At 72.2% G+C, this 13,590-nt stretch carries 15 protein-coding genes and 1 pseudogene; 10 read left to right on the top strand and 6 right to left on the bottom strand.

What is annotated here, in order from left to right; all coding sequences use genetic code 11:
- Positions 1-237 precede the first annotated feature (237 nt).
- The 3 genes from WMF31_RS28230 to WMF31_RS28220 all read right to left on the bottom strand — a co-directional run bounded on the left by WMF31_RS28230 (position 238) and on the right by WMF31_RS28220 (position 1,900).
- Positions 238-531 (bottom strand): type II toxin-antitoxin system RelE/ParE family toxin, encoded by a 294-nt coding sequence (locus tag WMF31_RS28230; RefSeq protein ID WP_436604925.1) that lies wholly within the window; start codon positions 529-531, stop codon positions 238-240.
- Positions 528-782 carry an addiction module protein gene (locus tag WMF31_RS28225; protein WP_436604924.1) on the bottom strand — a complete coding sequence of 85 codons (255 nt, stop codon included), beginning with the start codon at positions 780-782 and terminating at the stop codon, positions 528-530. The genes WMF31_RS28230 and WMF31_RS28225 overlap by 4 nt, the downstream gene beginning before the upstream one ends.
- Before the next feature lie 731 nt (positions 783-1,513).
- The gene (locus tag WMF31_RS28220) at positions 1,514-1,900 is read right to left on the bottom strand and encodes a hypothetical protein (RefSeq protein WP_436604923.1); all 387 of its coding nucleotides are present in this window, start codon (positions 1,898-1,900) and stop codon (positions 1,514-1,516) included.
- Between the two features lie 36 nt (positions 1,901-1,936).
- Between WMF31_RS28220 and WMF31_RS28215 the strand changes: the two are divergent.
- Positions 1,937-2,029: pseudogene (locus tag WMF31_RS28215) on the top strand (DNA alkylation repair protein); the annotation flags it as partial.
- A 3-nt stretch (positions 2,030-2,032) separates the two neighbouring features.
- Here WMF31_RS28215 and WMF31_RS28210 read toward each other — a convergent pair.
- A complete protein-coding gene (locus tag WMF31_RS28210; RefSeq protein ID WP_436606653.1) occupies positions 2,033-2,512 on the bottom strand; it encodes a hypothetical protein in 480 nt (159 codons plus the stop codon).
- Between the two features lie 382 nt (positions 2,513-2,894).
- Here WMF31_RS28210 and WMF31_RS28205 point away from each other — a divergent pair, with 382 nt between their 5' ends.
- The 8 genes from WMF31_RS28205 (at position 2,895) to WMF31_RS28170 (ending at position 10,751) form a co-directional block, all read left to right on the top strand.
- Positions 2,895-4,289 carry a DUF692 domain-containing protein gene (locus tag WMF31_RS28205; RefSeq protein WP_436604922.1) on the top strand — a complete coding sequence of 465 codons (1,395 nt, stop codon included), beginning with the start codon at positions 2,895-2,897 and terminating at the stop codon, positions 4,287-4,289.
- Positions 4,290-4,292: 3 nt separating this feature from the next.
- Positions 4,293-5,039: a nucleotidyltransferase domain-containing protein gene (locus WMF31_RS28200; RefSeq protein ID WP_436604921.1), complete on the top strand. Its 747-nt coding sequence runs from the start codon at positions 4,293-4,295 to the stop codon at positions 5,037-5,039.
- On the top strand, positions 5,036-6,124 hold the full coding sequence (locus WMF31_RS28195) for a hypothetical protein (protein WP_436604920.1): 1,089 nt from the start codon (positions 5,036-5,038) through the stop codon (positions 6,122-6,124). The genes WMF31_RS28200 and WMF31_RS28195 overlap by 4 nt, the downstream gene beginning before the upstream one ends.
- On the top strand, positions 6,108-7,592 hold the full coding sequence (locus tag WMF31_RS28190) for a hypothetical protein (RefSeq protein ID WP_436604919.1): 1,485 nt from the start codon (positions 6,108-6,110) through the stop codon (positions 7,590-7,592). Before WMF31_RS28195 ends, WMF31_RS28190 begins: the two co-directional genes overlap by 17 nt.
- Positions 7,589-8,614, top strand: coding sequence for a TauD/TfdA family dioxygenase (locus WMF31_RS28185; protein ID WP_436604918.1), 1,026 nt, complete (start codon positions 7,589-7,591; stop codon positions 8,612-8,614). The genes WMF31_RS28190 and WMF31_RS28185 overlap by 4 nt, the downstream gene beginning before the upstream one ends.
- Before the next feature lie 172 nt (positions 8,615-8,786).
- Positions 8,787-10,142, top strand: coding sequence for an AAA family ATPase (locus tag WMF31_RS28180; RefSeq protein ID WP_436604917.1), 1,356 nt, complete (start codon positions 8,787-8,789; stop codon positions 10,140-10,142).
- A complete protein-coding gene (locus WMF31_RS28175) occupies positions 10,142-10,501 on the top strand; it encodes a hypothetical protein (protein WP_436604916.1) in 360 nt (119 codons plus the stop codon). The genes WMF31_RS28180 and WMF31_RS28175 overlap by 1 nt, the downstream gene beginning before the upstream one ends.
- A complete protein-coding gene (locus tag WMF31_RS28170) occupies positions 10,473-10,751 on the top strand; it encodes a hypothetical protein (protein WP_436604915.1) in 279 nt (92 codons plus the stop codon). The genes WMF31_RS28175 and WMF31_RS28170 overlap by 29 nt, the downstream gene beginning before the upstream one ends.
- A 208-nt stretch (positions 10,752-10,959) precedes the next feature.
- Here the strand turns inward: WMF31_RS28170 and WMF31_RS28165 are convergent, their stop codons facing one another.
- On the bottom strand, positions 10,960-11,796 hold the full coding sequence (locus WMF31_RS28165) for a ferredoxin--NADP reductase (protein ID WP_436604914.1): 837 nt from the start codon (positions 11,794-11,796) through the stop codon (positions 10,960-10,962).
- A gap of 353 nt (positions 11,797-12,149) precedes the next feature.
- Between WMF31_RS28165 and WMF31_RS28160 the strand changes: the two genes are divergently transcribed.
- Positions 12,150-12,362: a hypothetical protein gene (locus WMF31_RS28160; RefSeq protein WP_436604913.1), complete on the top strand. Its 213-nt coding sequence runs from the start codon at positions 12,150-12,152 to the stop codon at positions 12,360-12,362.
- A 144-nt stretch (positions 12,363-12,506) separates the two neighbouring features.
- Here the strand turns inward: WMF31_RS28160 and WMF31_RS28155 are convergent, their stop codons facing one another.
- Positions 12,507-13,541 carry an SGNH/GDSL hydrolase family protein gene (locus WMF31_RS28155; RefSeq protein WP_436604912.1) on the bottom strand — a complete coding sequence of 345 codons (1,035 nt, stop codon included), beginning with the start codon at positions 13,539-13,541 and terminating at the stop codon, positions 12,507-12,509.
- Positions 13,542-13,590: the final 49 nt, after the last annotated feature.

Here is a 13,590-nt window from a genome sequence, read left to right as displayed (position 1 = left end):
CGCCCTTTGGGGTCGCTGCGCAGCCCTTTCCTCTCCCGCGCACCCGTCGCCCGCTGCGGTGCCCGCAGCGCCGGGCACGCCGCTCCCCTCGATGCCGCGGCACACCGCCTCTCTCACCCTTCGGCCCCGGCGCCTCCCTCGCGACATGATACCCGTCCAACGCTGTCATTCACACGCGTCCGGAGGACGCCGGGGGCAATGCCTTGTTGGGCAGATGGCTGTCATTCCGGAGCTCGCTCACGCTCGGCGCTTCCACTCGCGAGGATGCCGGCGGCCGTGAATCACTCCAATGACGACGATGGCGTCGGGCAGAATCCGGTAGAAGACCGCATACGGGAAACGTTCGACGAGTACGCGCCGGATGTCTCGGTACAGCGGCGGGGACGCGAGCGGTGCGCTCCGAATGCGCTTGATGGAGTCATCCAGCTCTCTTCGGAAGACGGCGCCAAGCCCAGACCGCTGCTCCTCGTACCAGCGGAAAGTCTCCAGGGCTTCGGCGCGAGCTTCGGCGAGGAAGACAACGCGGCTCACGACTCGCTGGTGGTCATCTCGGCACGGACGTCCTCCCAGGGGACACCGATGGGGCCTTCGCGATCGAGGCGCTCCAGGCGGCGGTCGAGCTCAGCGCGAAGCTCGGAGCTCAGGGGAAGGTCGTCCGAAGAGAGGCTTCGCCAGAGGTCATCGATCAGATCGAGCTTCTCCTCGGCGGTGAGCTTGGAGAGGTCGAGCGCGGGCTTGCCCATGGCCGGATCCTGCACCAGCAGGGCCGGCGATGCCAGCACACGCGAGCCTGGGCGGGCGTCGACGGCCCCCGCCGCCTGCCGGCGTGGCGCGGGCCCCCTGAGGACTCCGGGGGCCGGCCGCCGCTGCGGCCCACCGGTGTGCCCTGGCGAGCGGCTCACCTCGCGTGCTCGGGGGGATGGGGCCTCGAACCTGGCCGGGCCCGTGCAGCATCGACGGCGCTGGCCGAAAGCATCGTCGACCGTGGTCGACGGGCCCGCCCTGCAGGGAAAGGTGTCGTTGACCAGACGGAACGACGCGCCGCAGTGTGGACGTATCAGGCCTTCTGGTTTCGCAAGACCTGCCCGGCTTTCTGCCCAACGGCCGGCCGATGAGCTGCGGGCGCCCGTCGAATCCATCCGCTGGTTGAGCGGCTTTGCGACGGGATCACGGGGGCGCCGCCCGGAGTCTGGCGTGCGCTCTCTGCTGAAGCTCGCTGAGCTGATGGTCCGGGTCGCTCCGAAGAGCGATGAGTCGCTCGAGTGCCACGCTCAGTGCTTCGAGGATGCAGCGATCGGATTCCGAGAGGGGTTCGCTTTCGGCGAGCGTATAGTCCAGGTCGAGGGACGAAAAGTCGTCGACAACTGTCTGGTACAGTCCAACAGCGTAGTCAACCTGCTGAATCGCCTCGCGATGGCGGGCGTTTCGAACAGCTCGAGGAAAGATCTCCTCTGGGTAATGACCCATCACTTGGCACGCCATCCCGGCCGCGAGGCGGCTCGCGAGCTCCTGCCTAGAGCGACAAACGGGTTGAAACCCCCTGAAAAGTGCAGAAATTCGAACCGCCAAGGCGCCAAGGAGAGAATCGATTCTTGGCGTCCTTGGCGCCTTGGCGGTTGATCTCTCGCTTGTTCAACGTGATCGGTGCTCTAGCGGCCTCGCTGCGACCTGCCAGCGCCTCGGTGAGGGCGTCGCAGGCAAGCGTGAGCGCCCGGCCGTCCGACCAAACCGCTCCGGAAACAGGGTTGCGCGGGTAGCCGTTCGCGAGGTCGCGGAGTTGCTCCAGTTGCTTCAGCAGGAAGCTCAGCGCCTCGTCCGCTGAGGCCGCGCGCTGGCGTGGCTCACGCTCCGCATCGAGCTGGCTGACAAGCGCCATCGCTCGTTCAGGATCCAGACGCATCGATGCTGAGCCTACCAGACTCGCCTGGGAGAAGGAATGGCCATCGGCGAGCGGCTCGAGGTGCTCAAGGACGACCCGGCATCGCCGGGCTGCACGCCGCCGTTCGCGCCGGTTTGGATCGCGGAGATCTCGTTAGGCCGCCCGCTTGAGAGCACTTCGCAGCCGCCGCAAGTGACGAGCTACCGCAGGCCAATGCCATGTGGACGGAGCTTCCATGTCTGGATAGGTTGCCGACCATGCGCGTGCGCGCTTCTCCGAGTTGGCTGAAATGGACGACTCTGGTCCTTCGGCTGGCGACAGCTTCAAGTACACCCAAATCAAGCCCCAGCCCTGCGCCTCATACCGATGCGTGTGTCCGTCGCACTCCTTGGGATCCAGGCTTATGCGAGCTCGAGTGAGCTTTCCTGCCATGTCCGGGTACAGGACTGCGAGGTGGATATAGCCGTCCGAGCTGCGTTTGGAGCGCGCGTGAGCGCAAATTTCTTGTGCGGATTGAAACTGAATCAGCGCTCGATCGAAGCCTGAATAAGCCTCTGCGACGGCAGCGGGGCGTTCTTTGAAGATGGCATCGGCGATCGCTTCGACCGTCGCATCAGATGCAGGTGTATCCATGGCGGCCTAACGTCTGAATTGAGCCGACCTGCGAATCAGGTTCGGCTTGAATGCAGCGCTCTACATGCATACCACCCAGCCCTGCGCCGGGCGCTTGCAAGAGACGCTCGACCGGCTGAAGGTCGATGGGTCGCGCGAGCCTCCAGCGATGCTCCGGCTCGCCGACGTGGTGCGGCCGCGCGGTCCAGCGTACGTGGAGCGCCATGACACCTCCATGATGCCGAGTCATATGCGCGCAGTAAAGGCCGTTCTGCGCTGCCGCACGCCGACCATGGGCGACCCTGTGGCGGCGTGCCCGCAGCGCGGGGGTACGCGGCGTCCCCGTGGCAGCGAGCCGCTCGGCCCTGCCCCGCGCGCCGCGCCGCCGGGTAAGATCGGCGAGGTGCCCCGGCCGCCTGAACGCGCCCCCAGCCCGCCCCTCTCCGGGGTCGGCATCGGCTTCCGCCCCGAGCTCGCCGCCGACCTCCTGTCCGCGCCCGGCGCGGTGGACTTCGTCGAGATCGTGGCCGAGGCGTGCTTCTCGAGCCAGGCCGCGCGGCGCGAGGCGTCCGCCATCGCGCGCATCTGGCCGGTGGTGCCCCACGGCGTGAAGCTCTCGCTCGGCAGCGCCGCGGGGATCGACCCGGAGCGAGCCCGCCGGCTCGGCGCGCTCTGCCGGGAGCTCGCGGCGCCCGTCGTGAGCGAGCACGTCGCCTTCGTGCGCGGCGGCGACCGGGAGATCGGGCACCTCACGGCGCTGCCGTACACGGTCGAGGCGGCCCGCGTCGTCGCGCGGAACGTCGCCGCGGCCCGGAAGGCGCTCCCGGATATCCCCCTCCTGCTCGAGAACGCGGCGTGCACGCTCCGCTTCCCGGAAAGCGCCCTCGACGAGGGGAGCTTCTACGCCGAGATCGTCGCCCAGACCGGCTGCGATCTGCTGCTCGACGTCGGCAATCTCTACGCGAACGCCGTCAACGCCGGCGTCGACCCGGTGGCGCTCGCGCGATCGTATCCGCTCGAGCGGGTGGCGATGATCCACATCGCCGGCGGCGTCCGCGAGCACGGCTTCTACTTCGACACGCACGCCCACCCCGTCCCCGAGCCGGTCTTCGCCCTGCTCGCCACGGTCCTCGACCGCGCCGGGCCGGTCCCGATCCTCCTCGAGCGCGACGGCGACTTCCCGCCCTTCGCCGCGCTCGCGGCCGAGATCGCGACCGCCCGGGAGATCGCCCGCGCGGCCCCGCCCCGCCCCCCGCCGAGCGCCCCCCGCGCGTTGCCGCAGGAGAGCTCCGCGGCGTCACCCGACGCGCCCGCGCCGGCGCTCGCCGCGGCCCAGGCCCACGTGGCCGCGCTGCTCACCGCCCCGCCGCCGCCGTCGCCCGACGCCGCGCGGCCGTTCGACGTCGAGGACGTCGCCCGGTCGCGCGCGATCCTCCAGCGCAAGCGCGTCGACGACGCGCTGCCGCTCCTGCCGCGGCTCTCGTCGCACCGCGACGCGGCCGCGCGCCTCGGGGCCAGGTGTGTCGAGGCGTGGCCGCGCGCCCCGCGCCTGACGGCGGTCGCCGACGCGATGCGGATCGCCGAGGCCGCGCAGGCCGACGCCCGGCTCGCGCCCGAGGCGATCGTCGATCGCCTGCTGCTCCGCGCCCGGTTCGTCGGCCCCGCGGGCGACGGGGGCGTGCGGCCCAGGCTCCTGCCGTTCGTTCGCCGGGAGCGGTTGCCCGGAGGTCGGGTAGTCTGGGCGCTGAAGGGGATCGGGTCGGGCGCCGATGTCCGGCTGCTCGAGACACGAGGGTAGCGCATGAACGACGGATCCATCGCCGCGGGGAGCGCCGTGTCCCGGTTGCCGGCAGGGGTGCAGGCGCGGCTCGCCGAGCTCAAGGGGAGCCTGGAGCGGACGCTCGGGGACGATCTCGAGGGCCTGCTCGTGTACGGGAGCGCGGCGCGCGGCGGCTACCGCGACGGCCAGAGCGACGTCGACGTGGTGGTGGTGCTCAGGGACGCCTCCCGGGAGCGGCTCGACGCGATCGCGAACGCGCTGAAGCTCGCGCGCTACGCGGCCCGGATCGAGGCGATGATCCTCACCGCCGACGAGATCCCGAGGGCGGCGGACGTGTTCCCGCTGCTCTACGACGACATCCGCCGCTGCCACGTGCTCCTCTCCGGGCGCGACCCGTTCTCGGCGCTGGTCATCGACGAGAAGAACCGCCGCCTCCGCGTCGAGCAGGAGCTCCGTGAGGCGCAGATCCGGCTCCGGCGCGCGGTGGTGGACGCGATGGGCGCGGACGAGGCGCTCCGGGGCGCCGTCGTCCGCAAGCTGAAGCAGCTCCGGGGCCCGCTGCACGCGCTGCTCGGCCTGCACGGGATCGCGTGCGACGACGATCTCGGCGCCGTGCTCGCGGAGGCGGGCAGGCTCCTCGGCGTCGACGTCGCCCCGCTCAAGCGGGCCCACGAGGCGCCCGGCGCGGCCCACGCGGCGCTCACGGCGCTGCTCGCGCGCGCGGTCCACGACGTCGATCGGCTGGACGAGCGGGAGGGCGCGCGATGATCCACGAGCTCGTCGACTTCTTCCCGTTCAACATGGAGTCGGGGCCGGCGTTCCTGGCCTTCTACCTGGCGCTCTCGGCCTCGGGCCTGCTCGCGGCGCACTGGGCGCGCCGCGCCCTCGGCGCCCTGCTCGATCGATCCGGAGCCCCGCGCGGCGCGGGGGCCGCGGTCGCGGCGACGGCGGGCGCGCCCTACCGCATGCCGGTGCAGGCGCCGCCGCGGCAGCGGCTCGCGGCGGGCTGGGTCCCCCAGCCGGACGAGTACTGGGCGATCGCGTACCTGCGGGACGAGAAGCGGGGCGTCGCCGCCACCCTGATCGCCGTCGCGATGGCCGCGGGCTGGCTCGTCCCCGCGGACGGCGCGCCGCAGTCCTTCCAGCTCGTCGCCGGCCCGCCGCCGCGGGACAGGGTGCTCGCGGCGTTCCTCGGCGCGCTCGCCGCGATGCGCTCGAGCAGCCCGCCGGGCGCGGCGCTCTCGATGGAGCAGGTGCGCGCCGCCGGCGACCAGGTCGCGGCGGCCCACGAGGAGGAGCTCCGCGACGAGCTCGCCGCCGCCGGCATGCTCCGCCCGCGGAGCACCGTGGGGGCCCTCTCCGCCGTGGTCTGGGTCGTGGGGCTCGGCCTGCTCGGGGTCGGGCTCATCCGCGTGCTCCGCGCGCAGGAGCTCAACAGGCCCCACACGTTCCTGGTGCTGGAGATGATCGCGCTCCTCTTCGCCACGTGGATCGTCGCGATGCGCACGAGCAAGTACGGCGCCGCGCGGTCGGCGTATCTCCGGTGGCTCGACGACGCGACGGTCTCGCTCCGCGCCGACGTCACGAGCGGGCGCCGCCGGGACGCGGCGGACATCGGCATGATGGTGGCGGTCGCGGGGTTCGCGGGCCTCGCCTCGGTCCCGCTCTTCGCGCCGATGGCGTACGCGATGATCCCGCCCGTGATCGTGTCGTCGGGCGGCTCCTCGTCCGGCGGGTCGAGCTGGAGCTCCTCGAGCTGCAGCGCATCGAGCTGCAGCGCGTCGAGCTGCGGCGGGGGCGGCGGTTGCGGCGGGGGTGGCGGCTGCGGCGGTGGTGGTGGCTGCGGCGGGTGACGCTCGCTTCGAGGTGCTCGACGCCCTCGGCCTCTGCCGGCTCACCCGGCGCACCGGCGATCTCGACGGCGCGGTGCCGCTCCGGGTGGCCCAGGCGTGCGCGCCGCTCCTCGAGGGCAACGCGTTCGGGCTGCAGATCACGCTGGCGCGGCCGATCGAGATCCAGCGGCGCCTCGGGTCGCTCCACGCCGAGCCCGTCGGCGAGCACCGCGAGGCGCTCCTGCGGGCCCACCGCGCCGCGCTGCCCAGGCTGATCTCGCAGGGGTTCCTCGCGCCGGAGGGCGCGTGGCACCGCGCGCTGCGCGGAGGGCTCGCCTGGGCGTGCCGCGCGGGGCTCGGGCGACCTCGCCTGCGGCTGTGGACGGGGCTCCTGGTGCGGCCGGACCCGGGCCTCTGGCTGCGGGTGGCCGGCGCGGCCAACCGCCGGAACGTGCTGATGGAGGTGAGCGAGGCGTTCCTCGCCGACGACCGCGCGTTCGTCCCGCTGGTGCTCGAGCTGCGGATCCGCGACGACGCGCCGCGGCCCCTCCGGATCGAGGGCGAGATCGGCTGCGTCGCGCCGGTGTGCCCCGACGTGCAGATCGAGCGGTGCTCGCTCGCGGAAGCCCCCGAGGTCGGGCGGGCGCACGCCGCGTTCTATGACGCGCGGTACTTCGCGGAGAAGAAGACGGGCGAGGTGACGCGCAAGTACCGGCGCCTCGTGGGCAAGGCGGGCGAAGGGAGCGGCGAGAGAGCGGGCGAGGGGAGCGGGGAGAGCGCGGGCGAGGGGAGCGGCGAGAGAGCGGGCGAGGGGAGCGGGGAGAGCGCGGGCGAGGGGAGCGGGGAGCGCGCGGGCGAGGGGAGCGGCGGACCCGCGCGCGTGCGGCTGGTCGTGGCTGGGCCGGCGGCGCCCGAGATCGCCGAGATCACCGAGGTCACGACCGCGGCCGGGCCGGAGCCGGTCCCCTTTCGCGGGGGGGCTCGGCGGCTCGCGTCCATCGTGGTGAGGAACGCCGTGCCGTTCCGCGCGACGTTCGACGGGCACACGCTCGCCGTCGCGCCCGAGGCGCCGCGCCTCGGCGAGGGGGCGGCCGCGGTGGAGCGCGCCTTCGCCCGGGCCTTCGGCGAGGGATTCCTCGCCGCGAACCGCGGGGCGCTCTGGTACCTGACGAAGTACTTCACGCCCCATCCGCCGGGCGAGCCGCACTTCTTCGTGAAGCCGTGGGCGTTCACCCGGACGCCGTCGGGCTGGTCGAGCCTGCTCGATGGTGTCCACGGCGACGGCTACGACGTGATGCGCGGGGTGGTCGCGACCGACGTCTTCTTCGCCACCCCGGCCGTGTTCCACGTGCGCCGGATCGGCGCGCCGATCGAGGTGCCCGAGGGCGCGCCGCTGCTGCGCGTCCTGCCCATCCCGCGCGCCCTGCTCCGCGCCGGCTTCCGGGAGGCGCGCTTCCCGGATGAGCGGGCGGGCTCGGGGCCGTCATGACGGAGCCGTGGATCTGGCCCGGGCCCTCGCGCGGCCCGGCGAGGCTCCTCGACGAGCTCGCGGCGCGCGGCTTCTCGGTCCTCCGCGGCGACGCGTCCTCCATGCTGTCCCCCGAGGAGGCGGCGCGGGCGCCGTGGAGCTTCGCCGAGCGGCTCCTCGGGGAGAGGCCGCTCCTGGTCGAGCGGCAGCCGATCAAGGCCGTGCCCGGGGGCAGGTCGTTCGCCGCGAGCGCGGTGGCGGCGCCGCTCCACACCGACAGCCAGTGCTTCGCGGGCGCGCCGCCGGCGGTGCAGATCCTGGCCTGCATCCGCCCCGCCGAGCGCGGCGGCGGCTGCCTGTTGCTCGACACGTGGCCGCTGCTCGCGGCGATCGAGCGCGCCGACCCCGAGCTCTTCCGCGCGCTCTTCACGGTGTACAGGCGCATCCCCTTCGTCTTCGGCGACGTCTTCGGCCCCACGATGGCGCTCCGCGACGGCGCCCTGGCGTTCACGCACGCGCCCGTGGCGCCGCCGGGGGATGCGGTCGCCGCGCGGCTCGCGCGGTTCATCGACGCCTCGCGGCCGATCGAGCTCTCGCTCGGCCCGTCCGACCTCCTGGTCGTCGACAACCGCCGCATGCTCCACGGGCGGCGGGCGTTCGAGGGGGGCCCGCGCGAGCTCGTGCGCCTGCTCGTCTGGATGGGGACGACGCTCCCGTCGCCCCGCGCATACCACGCGCTCGCGGCCGAAATCGCCGGGGCCGCCTCGCGCCGCATGGCCGCCGCACCGGAGGCGACGCGGCGGCGGCTCGGCCTCGGCGCGCCGCCGCCGCCCGAGGCCCGCCGCCGCCTCGGGCTGGTCCTGGAGATGCTGCGCGGCGTTCCCCCAGGCGTCCTCGCGGCCCGCGAGCGCATCCCCGAGCCGCAGCTCTACCGCCTCCGCGACGCGGCGCTCGCCGCCGCCGAGGCGGCGCTCGCGGGCGGCGTGGAGGGCGCGGAGGACGGCGCGCTCGTCGAGGCGATCGCGCGGATGGACCGGGGGTGAGCGGCGAGCGGGGACGAGCGGCGCCTGCGCTCGCCGACGCCCTGGGGCTGCGCGAGGAAGAGCCCGTCGAGCGGGCGGAGGCCGCGCGGAAAGCGCTGTGCATGTCCGCCCGGCTCATGCGAGCACCCGCCGCGCTGGCCCGGGCCGGTGGCCGTGTGTAGCATCGCGCCTCATGAGGATCGCGTCGTTCTGGGCGAAGGGCTACCGCAGCCTCCGGGATGTCCGCCTCGACGATCTCGGCCCGTTCAACGTCTTCTACGGCCCGAACGGGAGCGGCAAGTCCAACCTCCTAGAGGGAGTGAAGGCGCTGTTTCGGCTCGCCGCAGCCATGGCGGAGACGGAGCTCCTCTCGAGCCATGAGGCGGCCGGGAGGGCAATCGCCGCGGGGCTCATTGGCAGACGGGACCTCTGCGCCCGCGAGGCCTCGCGGCGTATCGCGCTGGGCGCTCGGATCACAGCGCTGCGATCCGAGTCGTTGACGCCGACCGGGCCGCTCCCCGCGGCGGACATCGTCCTCGAGGTCACCCTCGACTGGACTCTCGAGCACGAACCGAACCTCTCCTTCTCGGTCCTCGAATCAGGGGGAGAAAACCTTCGGCATCTCTGGTCGCCGCCCGAGCCGCCGCCCGGACATGGACAGGCGCACGGTCATCAGCTGAACCGGCGCGACCAGCTTCGGGCTCTGCTGATCGAGCTCTCGACCCGCGCGTACACGCTCGTGAGCGCGGACCGCCAGCCCCAGTACGAAAAGACAGCCTCTCCACCCGCCGCGGAGGACATCATCCCATGGCATCTCCGCGCCGGCCGCCTCAAAAGCGCGCTGCTCGCTGCCCAGCCAAGCCCGAACCACGAGGTCCGCCGCAAGCTCGACGCGTTCCGCGCCCTGCTCGCGGGCGAGCCGCTTCAACGTCCCCCCTTCGCCCCGGTTCAGGATCCGCGCACCGGCGAGATCGACCTGCGCGAGCTCCTTCCGGAGCCCAATCCCGAAGGCCGCGATGTTTCCATCGATCTCGCCGGCCTCGGCATTGCTCAGATCTATTCGATCTTGGCGCAAGCCATGCTCCTCCGCGCCCGCGCCGTCGGCATCGAGGAGCCGGAGGCTCACCTCCACGCCCCGACGAGCGGTCGGGCCCTGCGCCAGCTGCTCGTCCGCCTCGTCGAGGAGCAGCACATCGAACAGCTCTTCATAGCGACCCACTCCAACCTGTTCGACCTCGATCCCTCCGGGTATTACGACGTCTCGCTCGAGGGCGGCTGCACGGTGGTGGAGCGCGCGGATCTCCCGCGCATCGACCGCGAGCACCTCTATGAGCCAGGCCCGGCGAAGCGCGCGCTGGAGCATCTGCTCCAGTACGCGCCGGAAGACGAGATCATCTTCCGGCGTCCCGATGGCGCGGGCGTCACGGCCAGCGAAATGCTGCGGCTGCTTCAAGAGGACGATGCGGTCGCCCTGCACTTCCTGCAGGACATCCACGGCGCCGCCGTGCGCATGGTCAAGGTCCAGGCGAAGAAGCGTCAGGCGGGCTGATGGCGCGCTTTCTGGTCTTCGCGGCCTGGACTCCTGAGGACGCCGCGCTGTGGAACAGCCGCTGGATGGCCGAGCAGACCATCCGCCTGGCCGCAGGGGCCGAAGCCGTCGCCGTGCAGGGCGGCGCCGCTGTCCGCAGGACGCTGGAGTTGGCGCTGGAGGACGGCGCGCTCGATGGCCTGGCGCTCTTCGGCCATGGGCTGCCCCACGCCGTCATGGGTTCGGACGGGGGCGAGGCGCTGGAACGTTGCCAACGCGGCGTGCGTCGGCCCCCGCTGGGCACACGCCATGGCATGCAACACCGGCGCCTCACTCGTGCCCTCTTGCGCCGTGCAACCGGGCCTCTTCGTCGGATATGACGTGCGGCTCATCGTCGACTGGACCGTCGAGGATCTCCCCGGAGCGCTCCGGGATCTGCTCGCCCGGCTCGTGGCAGCCACCACGCTCGGGCTGCTCGCGGGCGTGCGGGCGCGGATCGACCTCCAGCGCCGCGCTGAAGCAGCGGCGGACGATCTCACCGCGTGGATCGTCGAGAACACCGAGGAGGGATACCTGGGCGTCCTCGTCCTCGCCCAGCAGCTCGTTCAACGCATGGTCGTGAGCCGCTGAGCGCGCGTGTCGCCAGCAGCGGCGTGGTGGCTCGAGGAAGAGCTCGCGCGGCGCCAGCGGACACTCGAACCCCGAGGACCCGGTGTCGGGCCCGGTGGCGCCGAGGATGTCCTTCGCGCAGCGCCGCCGTCGTCTCGCGGGCGCAGAAGGTCGCGCGGACGAGGGAGCACGCTGTCGCCGGGCGTAGCCCGACGCGCGGCGCGCGACGTCACGCCGCGCCGGGCGAGCTCGCGCGCTCGATCGGCGACGCGCTGGCGCGCGGGGCGCGCTTCTCGCTCGCGAAGGCCTTCTCCACGAGGTAGTCGCCCGGCTCGCCGCTGTTGCCCTCCTCGAAGCCGCGCGACTCCAGGAGCGCGGCGGTGTCGGCGAGCATCTCCGAGCTGCCGCAGAGCATCAGCCGGTCGTGCGCGGGGTCGAGCGTGGGCAGCGCCAGATCGGCGAAGATGCGGCCGGACTCGATGAGCGCGGTGATCCGGCCCTCGGTCTTGAACGCCTCGCGGGTGACGGACGGGTAGTAGCGGAGCTTGGGCCGCACGATGTCGCCGAGCAGCTCGTCCGCCAGGAGGTCGTGCTCGATGTAGCGCGCGTACGCGAGGTCCTGCACGCGGCGGCACGTGTGCGTGATGACCACGCGCTCGAAGCGCTCGTACGTCTCGGGGTCCTTGATGACGCTGAGGAACGGCGCCAGGCCGGTCCCGGTCGCCAGGAGCCACAGGGTGCGCCCCGGCCGCAGGTTGCCGATCGTGAGCGTGCCCGTCGCGCGCTTGCCGACGAGGATCGTCTCGCCGACGGTGATGTGCTGCAGGCGCGAGGTCAGCGGGCCGTTCGGCACCTTGATCGAGAAGAACTCGAGCGCCTCCTCGTGGTTCGCGCTCGCGAGCGAGTACGCGCGGACGAGCGGCTTGCCCGCGACCTCGAGCCCCATCATGCAGAACTGCCCGTTCGCGAAGCGGAAGCTCGGCGAGCGGGTGGTCTTGAGCGTGAAGAGCTTGTCCGTCCAGTGATGGACCTCGAGCACCGTCTCTTCTGTGTAGCCGGGTACCATGTCGTCGTTCATCCTTGTCGGTGCGAGACCATCGCGGCGTGGAGGTTCGAGGGACGCGCGCTCCCCGATCGCGACAGCGGGGCGGCGCCGCGGCGCGCGCGACCGAGGCGTCGAGAGCGGCGCCGCGTCGCCCGCGAGCGCGGCGCTCTCGATCGCCGAGCGCGCTGAGGTTCACCGCGAGGTCGTCTTCCATGAGTTCGCCATTTCACGTAGCATTTGTGCAAATGATAATCAAGATCAATATCGGTCCATGACGTACTCGCTGCGCGCGTCGAGCGCAGCGCGAGGCGCGTCGCCTCGTCCAGGTCCGCTGGCCTGCGGGCGCGCCACGCCGCCACGACCGTGGGCTCGTGATGTGGAGGTTGAACCCGGGGCGGCGCGCGTGGGCGGCGCTCGCCGCCGCCGGGGCGGCGCTCGCGGGCGGCGCGGAGGGCGCGGAGGGCGCGGAGGACGCGGAGGGCGCGGAGGACGCGGAGGGCGCGGAGGGCGCGGAGGACGCGGAGGACGCGGCCGCGGCGGACGACGGGGCGCTGGCGGAGGCGATCGCGCGGATGGGCCAGGGGTGAGCTGGTTTCGCGCGTCAGAGGATCGTCACCCCCCCGCCGTCACGTTCACGGGGAACGAGCGCAGGCCCAGGGGAACAGGGCAAGGGTCGGCGTCCGCGCGCGCATGCCACCCGTCAGCATGCCAGTATGCGCGGCCCGCCCTCGTCACTGCGCGACGCAGTTCTCCTTCATCACTTCCCAGACCGCGTCGCCGGTGGCGATGCTGCCGGCAGAGGTGGGGTGGATCCCGTCTTGCGTATACTCGTTGTGTCCGTTCCAGACCGGACGAAGGTCTAGCCAGTAACACTTCGGCGACGTGAGCCCGTCACACAGGGCCTTCATCTTCGGTCGGAGCGTGTCGAGGCAGGACTTGAGCGATGCGAACTGGTTTCCGATGGGGTCTGGATAGAAGAAGTAGACCACCTTCTCGACGTTGTCCTCGGCCATGGTCTCGAACAGCGACTCCGCCGCCGCGAGGGCTCCGTCGCCGTCCCCTCTCAGCAGGCAGTCATTCCCGCCCCCATCCATCAGCACGTACTTGATCATGCCGTTCTCCGCGGCTTTGCGGTACTGGCTGGGGATCTGGTCGTTGGCCAGCGTCGTGCCGCTGACCGAGTTGTCGATGTAGTGCTCGTTCTCGGCGAGGGAGCCGTTGGCCTTGGCCTGCTTTTCGATCTGTTGCGTGATGCCGTGCGTCGCGGCGATGAACGATTCGCCGATGACCGCGACCTGGTTTCCCCTGGTCTGGCCCGTGACGCACTCGCCCGAGCCCCCGCCTGTGCCGCCCGTCTCTCCGCCGCCGGCCGTGCTGCTGGCCTGCCCGGTGCTTGCGCCGCCGCTGCCCGAGGTGCCCTCGGCTGTTGAGCCGCCGGCCTGCCCGGTGCTTGCGCCACCGCTGCCCGAGGTGCCCTCGGCCGCTGAGCCGCCGGTACCGCCAGGGCCCGTGCCGCCCGTGCCGCCCGTGCCGCTCGTGCCGCCCGTGCCGCTCGTCGTCGTGGCCTCCGCGCCGCTGGTAGCCCCGTCGGAGGTGCCTCCGCTGGTCGAGGGCGTACCATCGTCATTCGCCTCACCGCAGGCCCAAATGCCAATGCTCAGGAGACCGAGGACGATCCAATTCGTAACGCAGCAACGTGTTGACCGCATATTATTTCTCCAGTATCCGCTTGGCGCCGAGGTCTCAGGGCGCAGATCTTCGTCCACCTTTGCGATTCATTGCTGTGGCCAGCGCCGATTCGAGAGGCTCTTGGTC

This window comes from Sorangium sp. So ce1036, assembly GCF_051369805.1.
Lineage (GTDB): Bacteria > Myxococcota_A > Polyangia > Polyangiales > Polyangiaceae > Sorangium > Sorangium cellulosum_F.
The sequence above is the reverse complement of the archived record's forward strand: the minus strand, read 5'-3'. Positions and strand labels throughout refer to the sequence as shown.

What these genes read in the sequence shown, in the direction of transcription:
- WMF31_RS28220 (WP_436604923.1), bottom strand. Translation starts at nt 1,900, where the DNA reads ATGCGTCTGGATCCTGAACGAGCGATGGCGCTTGTCAGCCAGCTCGAT.
- WMF31_RS28210 (WP_436606653.1), bottom strand. Translation starts at nt 2,512, where the DNA reads ATGGATACACCTGCATCTGATGCGACGGTCGAAGCGATCGCCGATGCC.
- WMF31_RS28200 (WP_436604921.1), top strand. Translation starts at nt 4,293, where the DNA reads ATGAACGACGGATCCATCGCCGCGGGGAGCGCCGTGTCCCGGTTGCCG.
- WMF31_RS28195 (WP_436604920.1), top strand. Translation starts at nt 5,036, where the DNA reads ATGATCCACGAGCTCGTCGACTTCTTCCCGTTCAACATGGAGTCGGGG.
- WMF31_RS28185 (WP_436604918.1), top strand. Translation starts at nt 7,589, where the DNA reads ATGACGGAGCCGTGGATCTGGCCCGGGCCCTCGCGCGGCCCGGCGAGG.
- WMF31_RS28180 (WP_436604917.1), top strand. Translation starts at nt 8,787, where the DNA reads ATGAGGATCGCGTCGTTCTGGGCGAAGGGCTACCGCAGCCTCCGGGAT.
- WMF31_RS28175 (WP_436604916.1), top strand. Translation starts at nt 10,142, where the DNA reads ATGGCGCGCTTTCTGGTCTTCGCGGCCTGGACTCCTGAGGACGCCGCG.
- WMF31_RS28165 (WP_436604914.1), bottom strand. Translation starts at nt 11,796, where the DNA reads ATGGTACCCGGCTACACAGAAGAGACGGTGCTCGAGGTCCATCACTGG.
- WMF31_RS28160 (WP_436604913.1), top strand. Translation starts at nt 12,150, where the DNA reads ATGTGGAGGTTGAACCCGGGGCGGCGCGCGTGGGCGGCGCTCGCCGCC.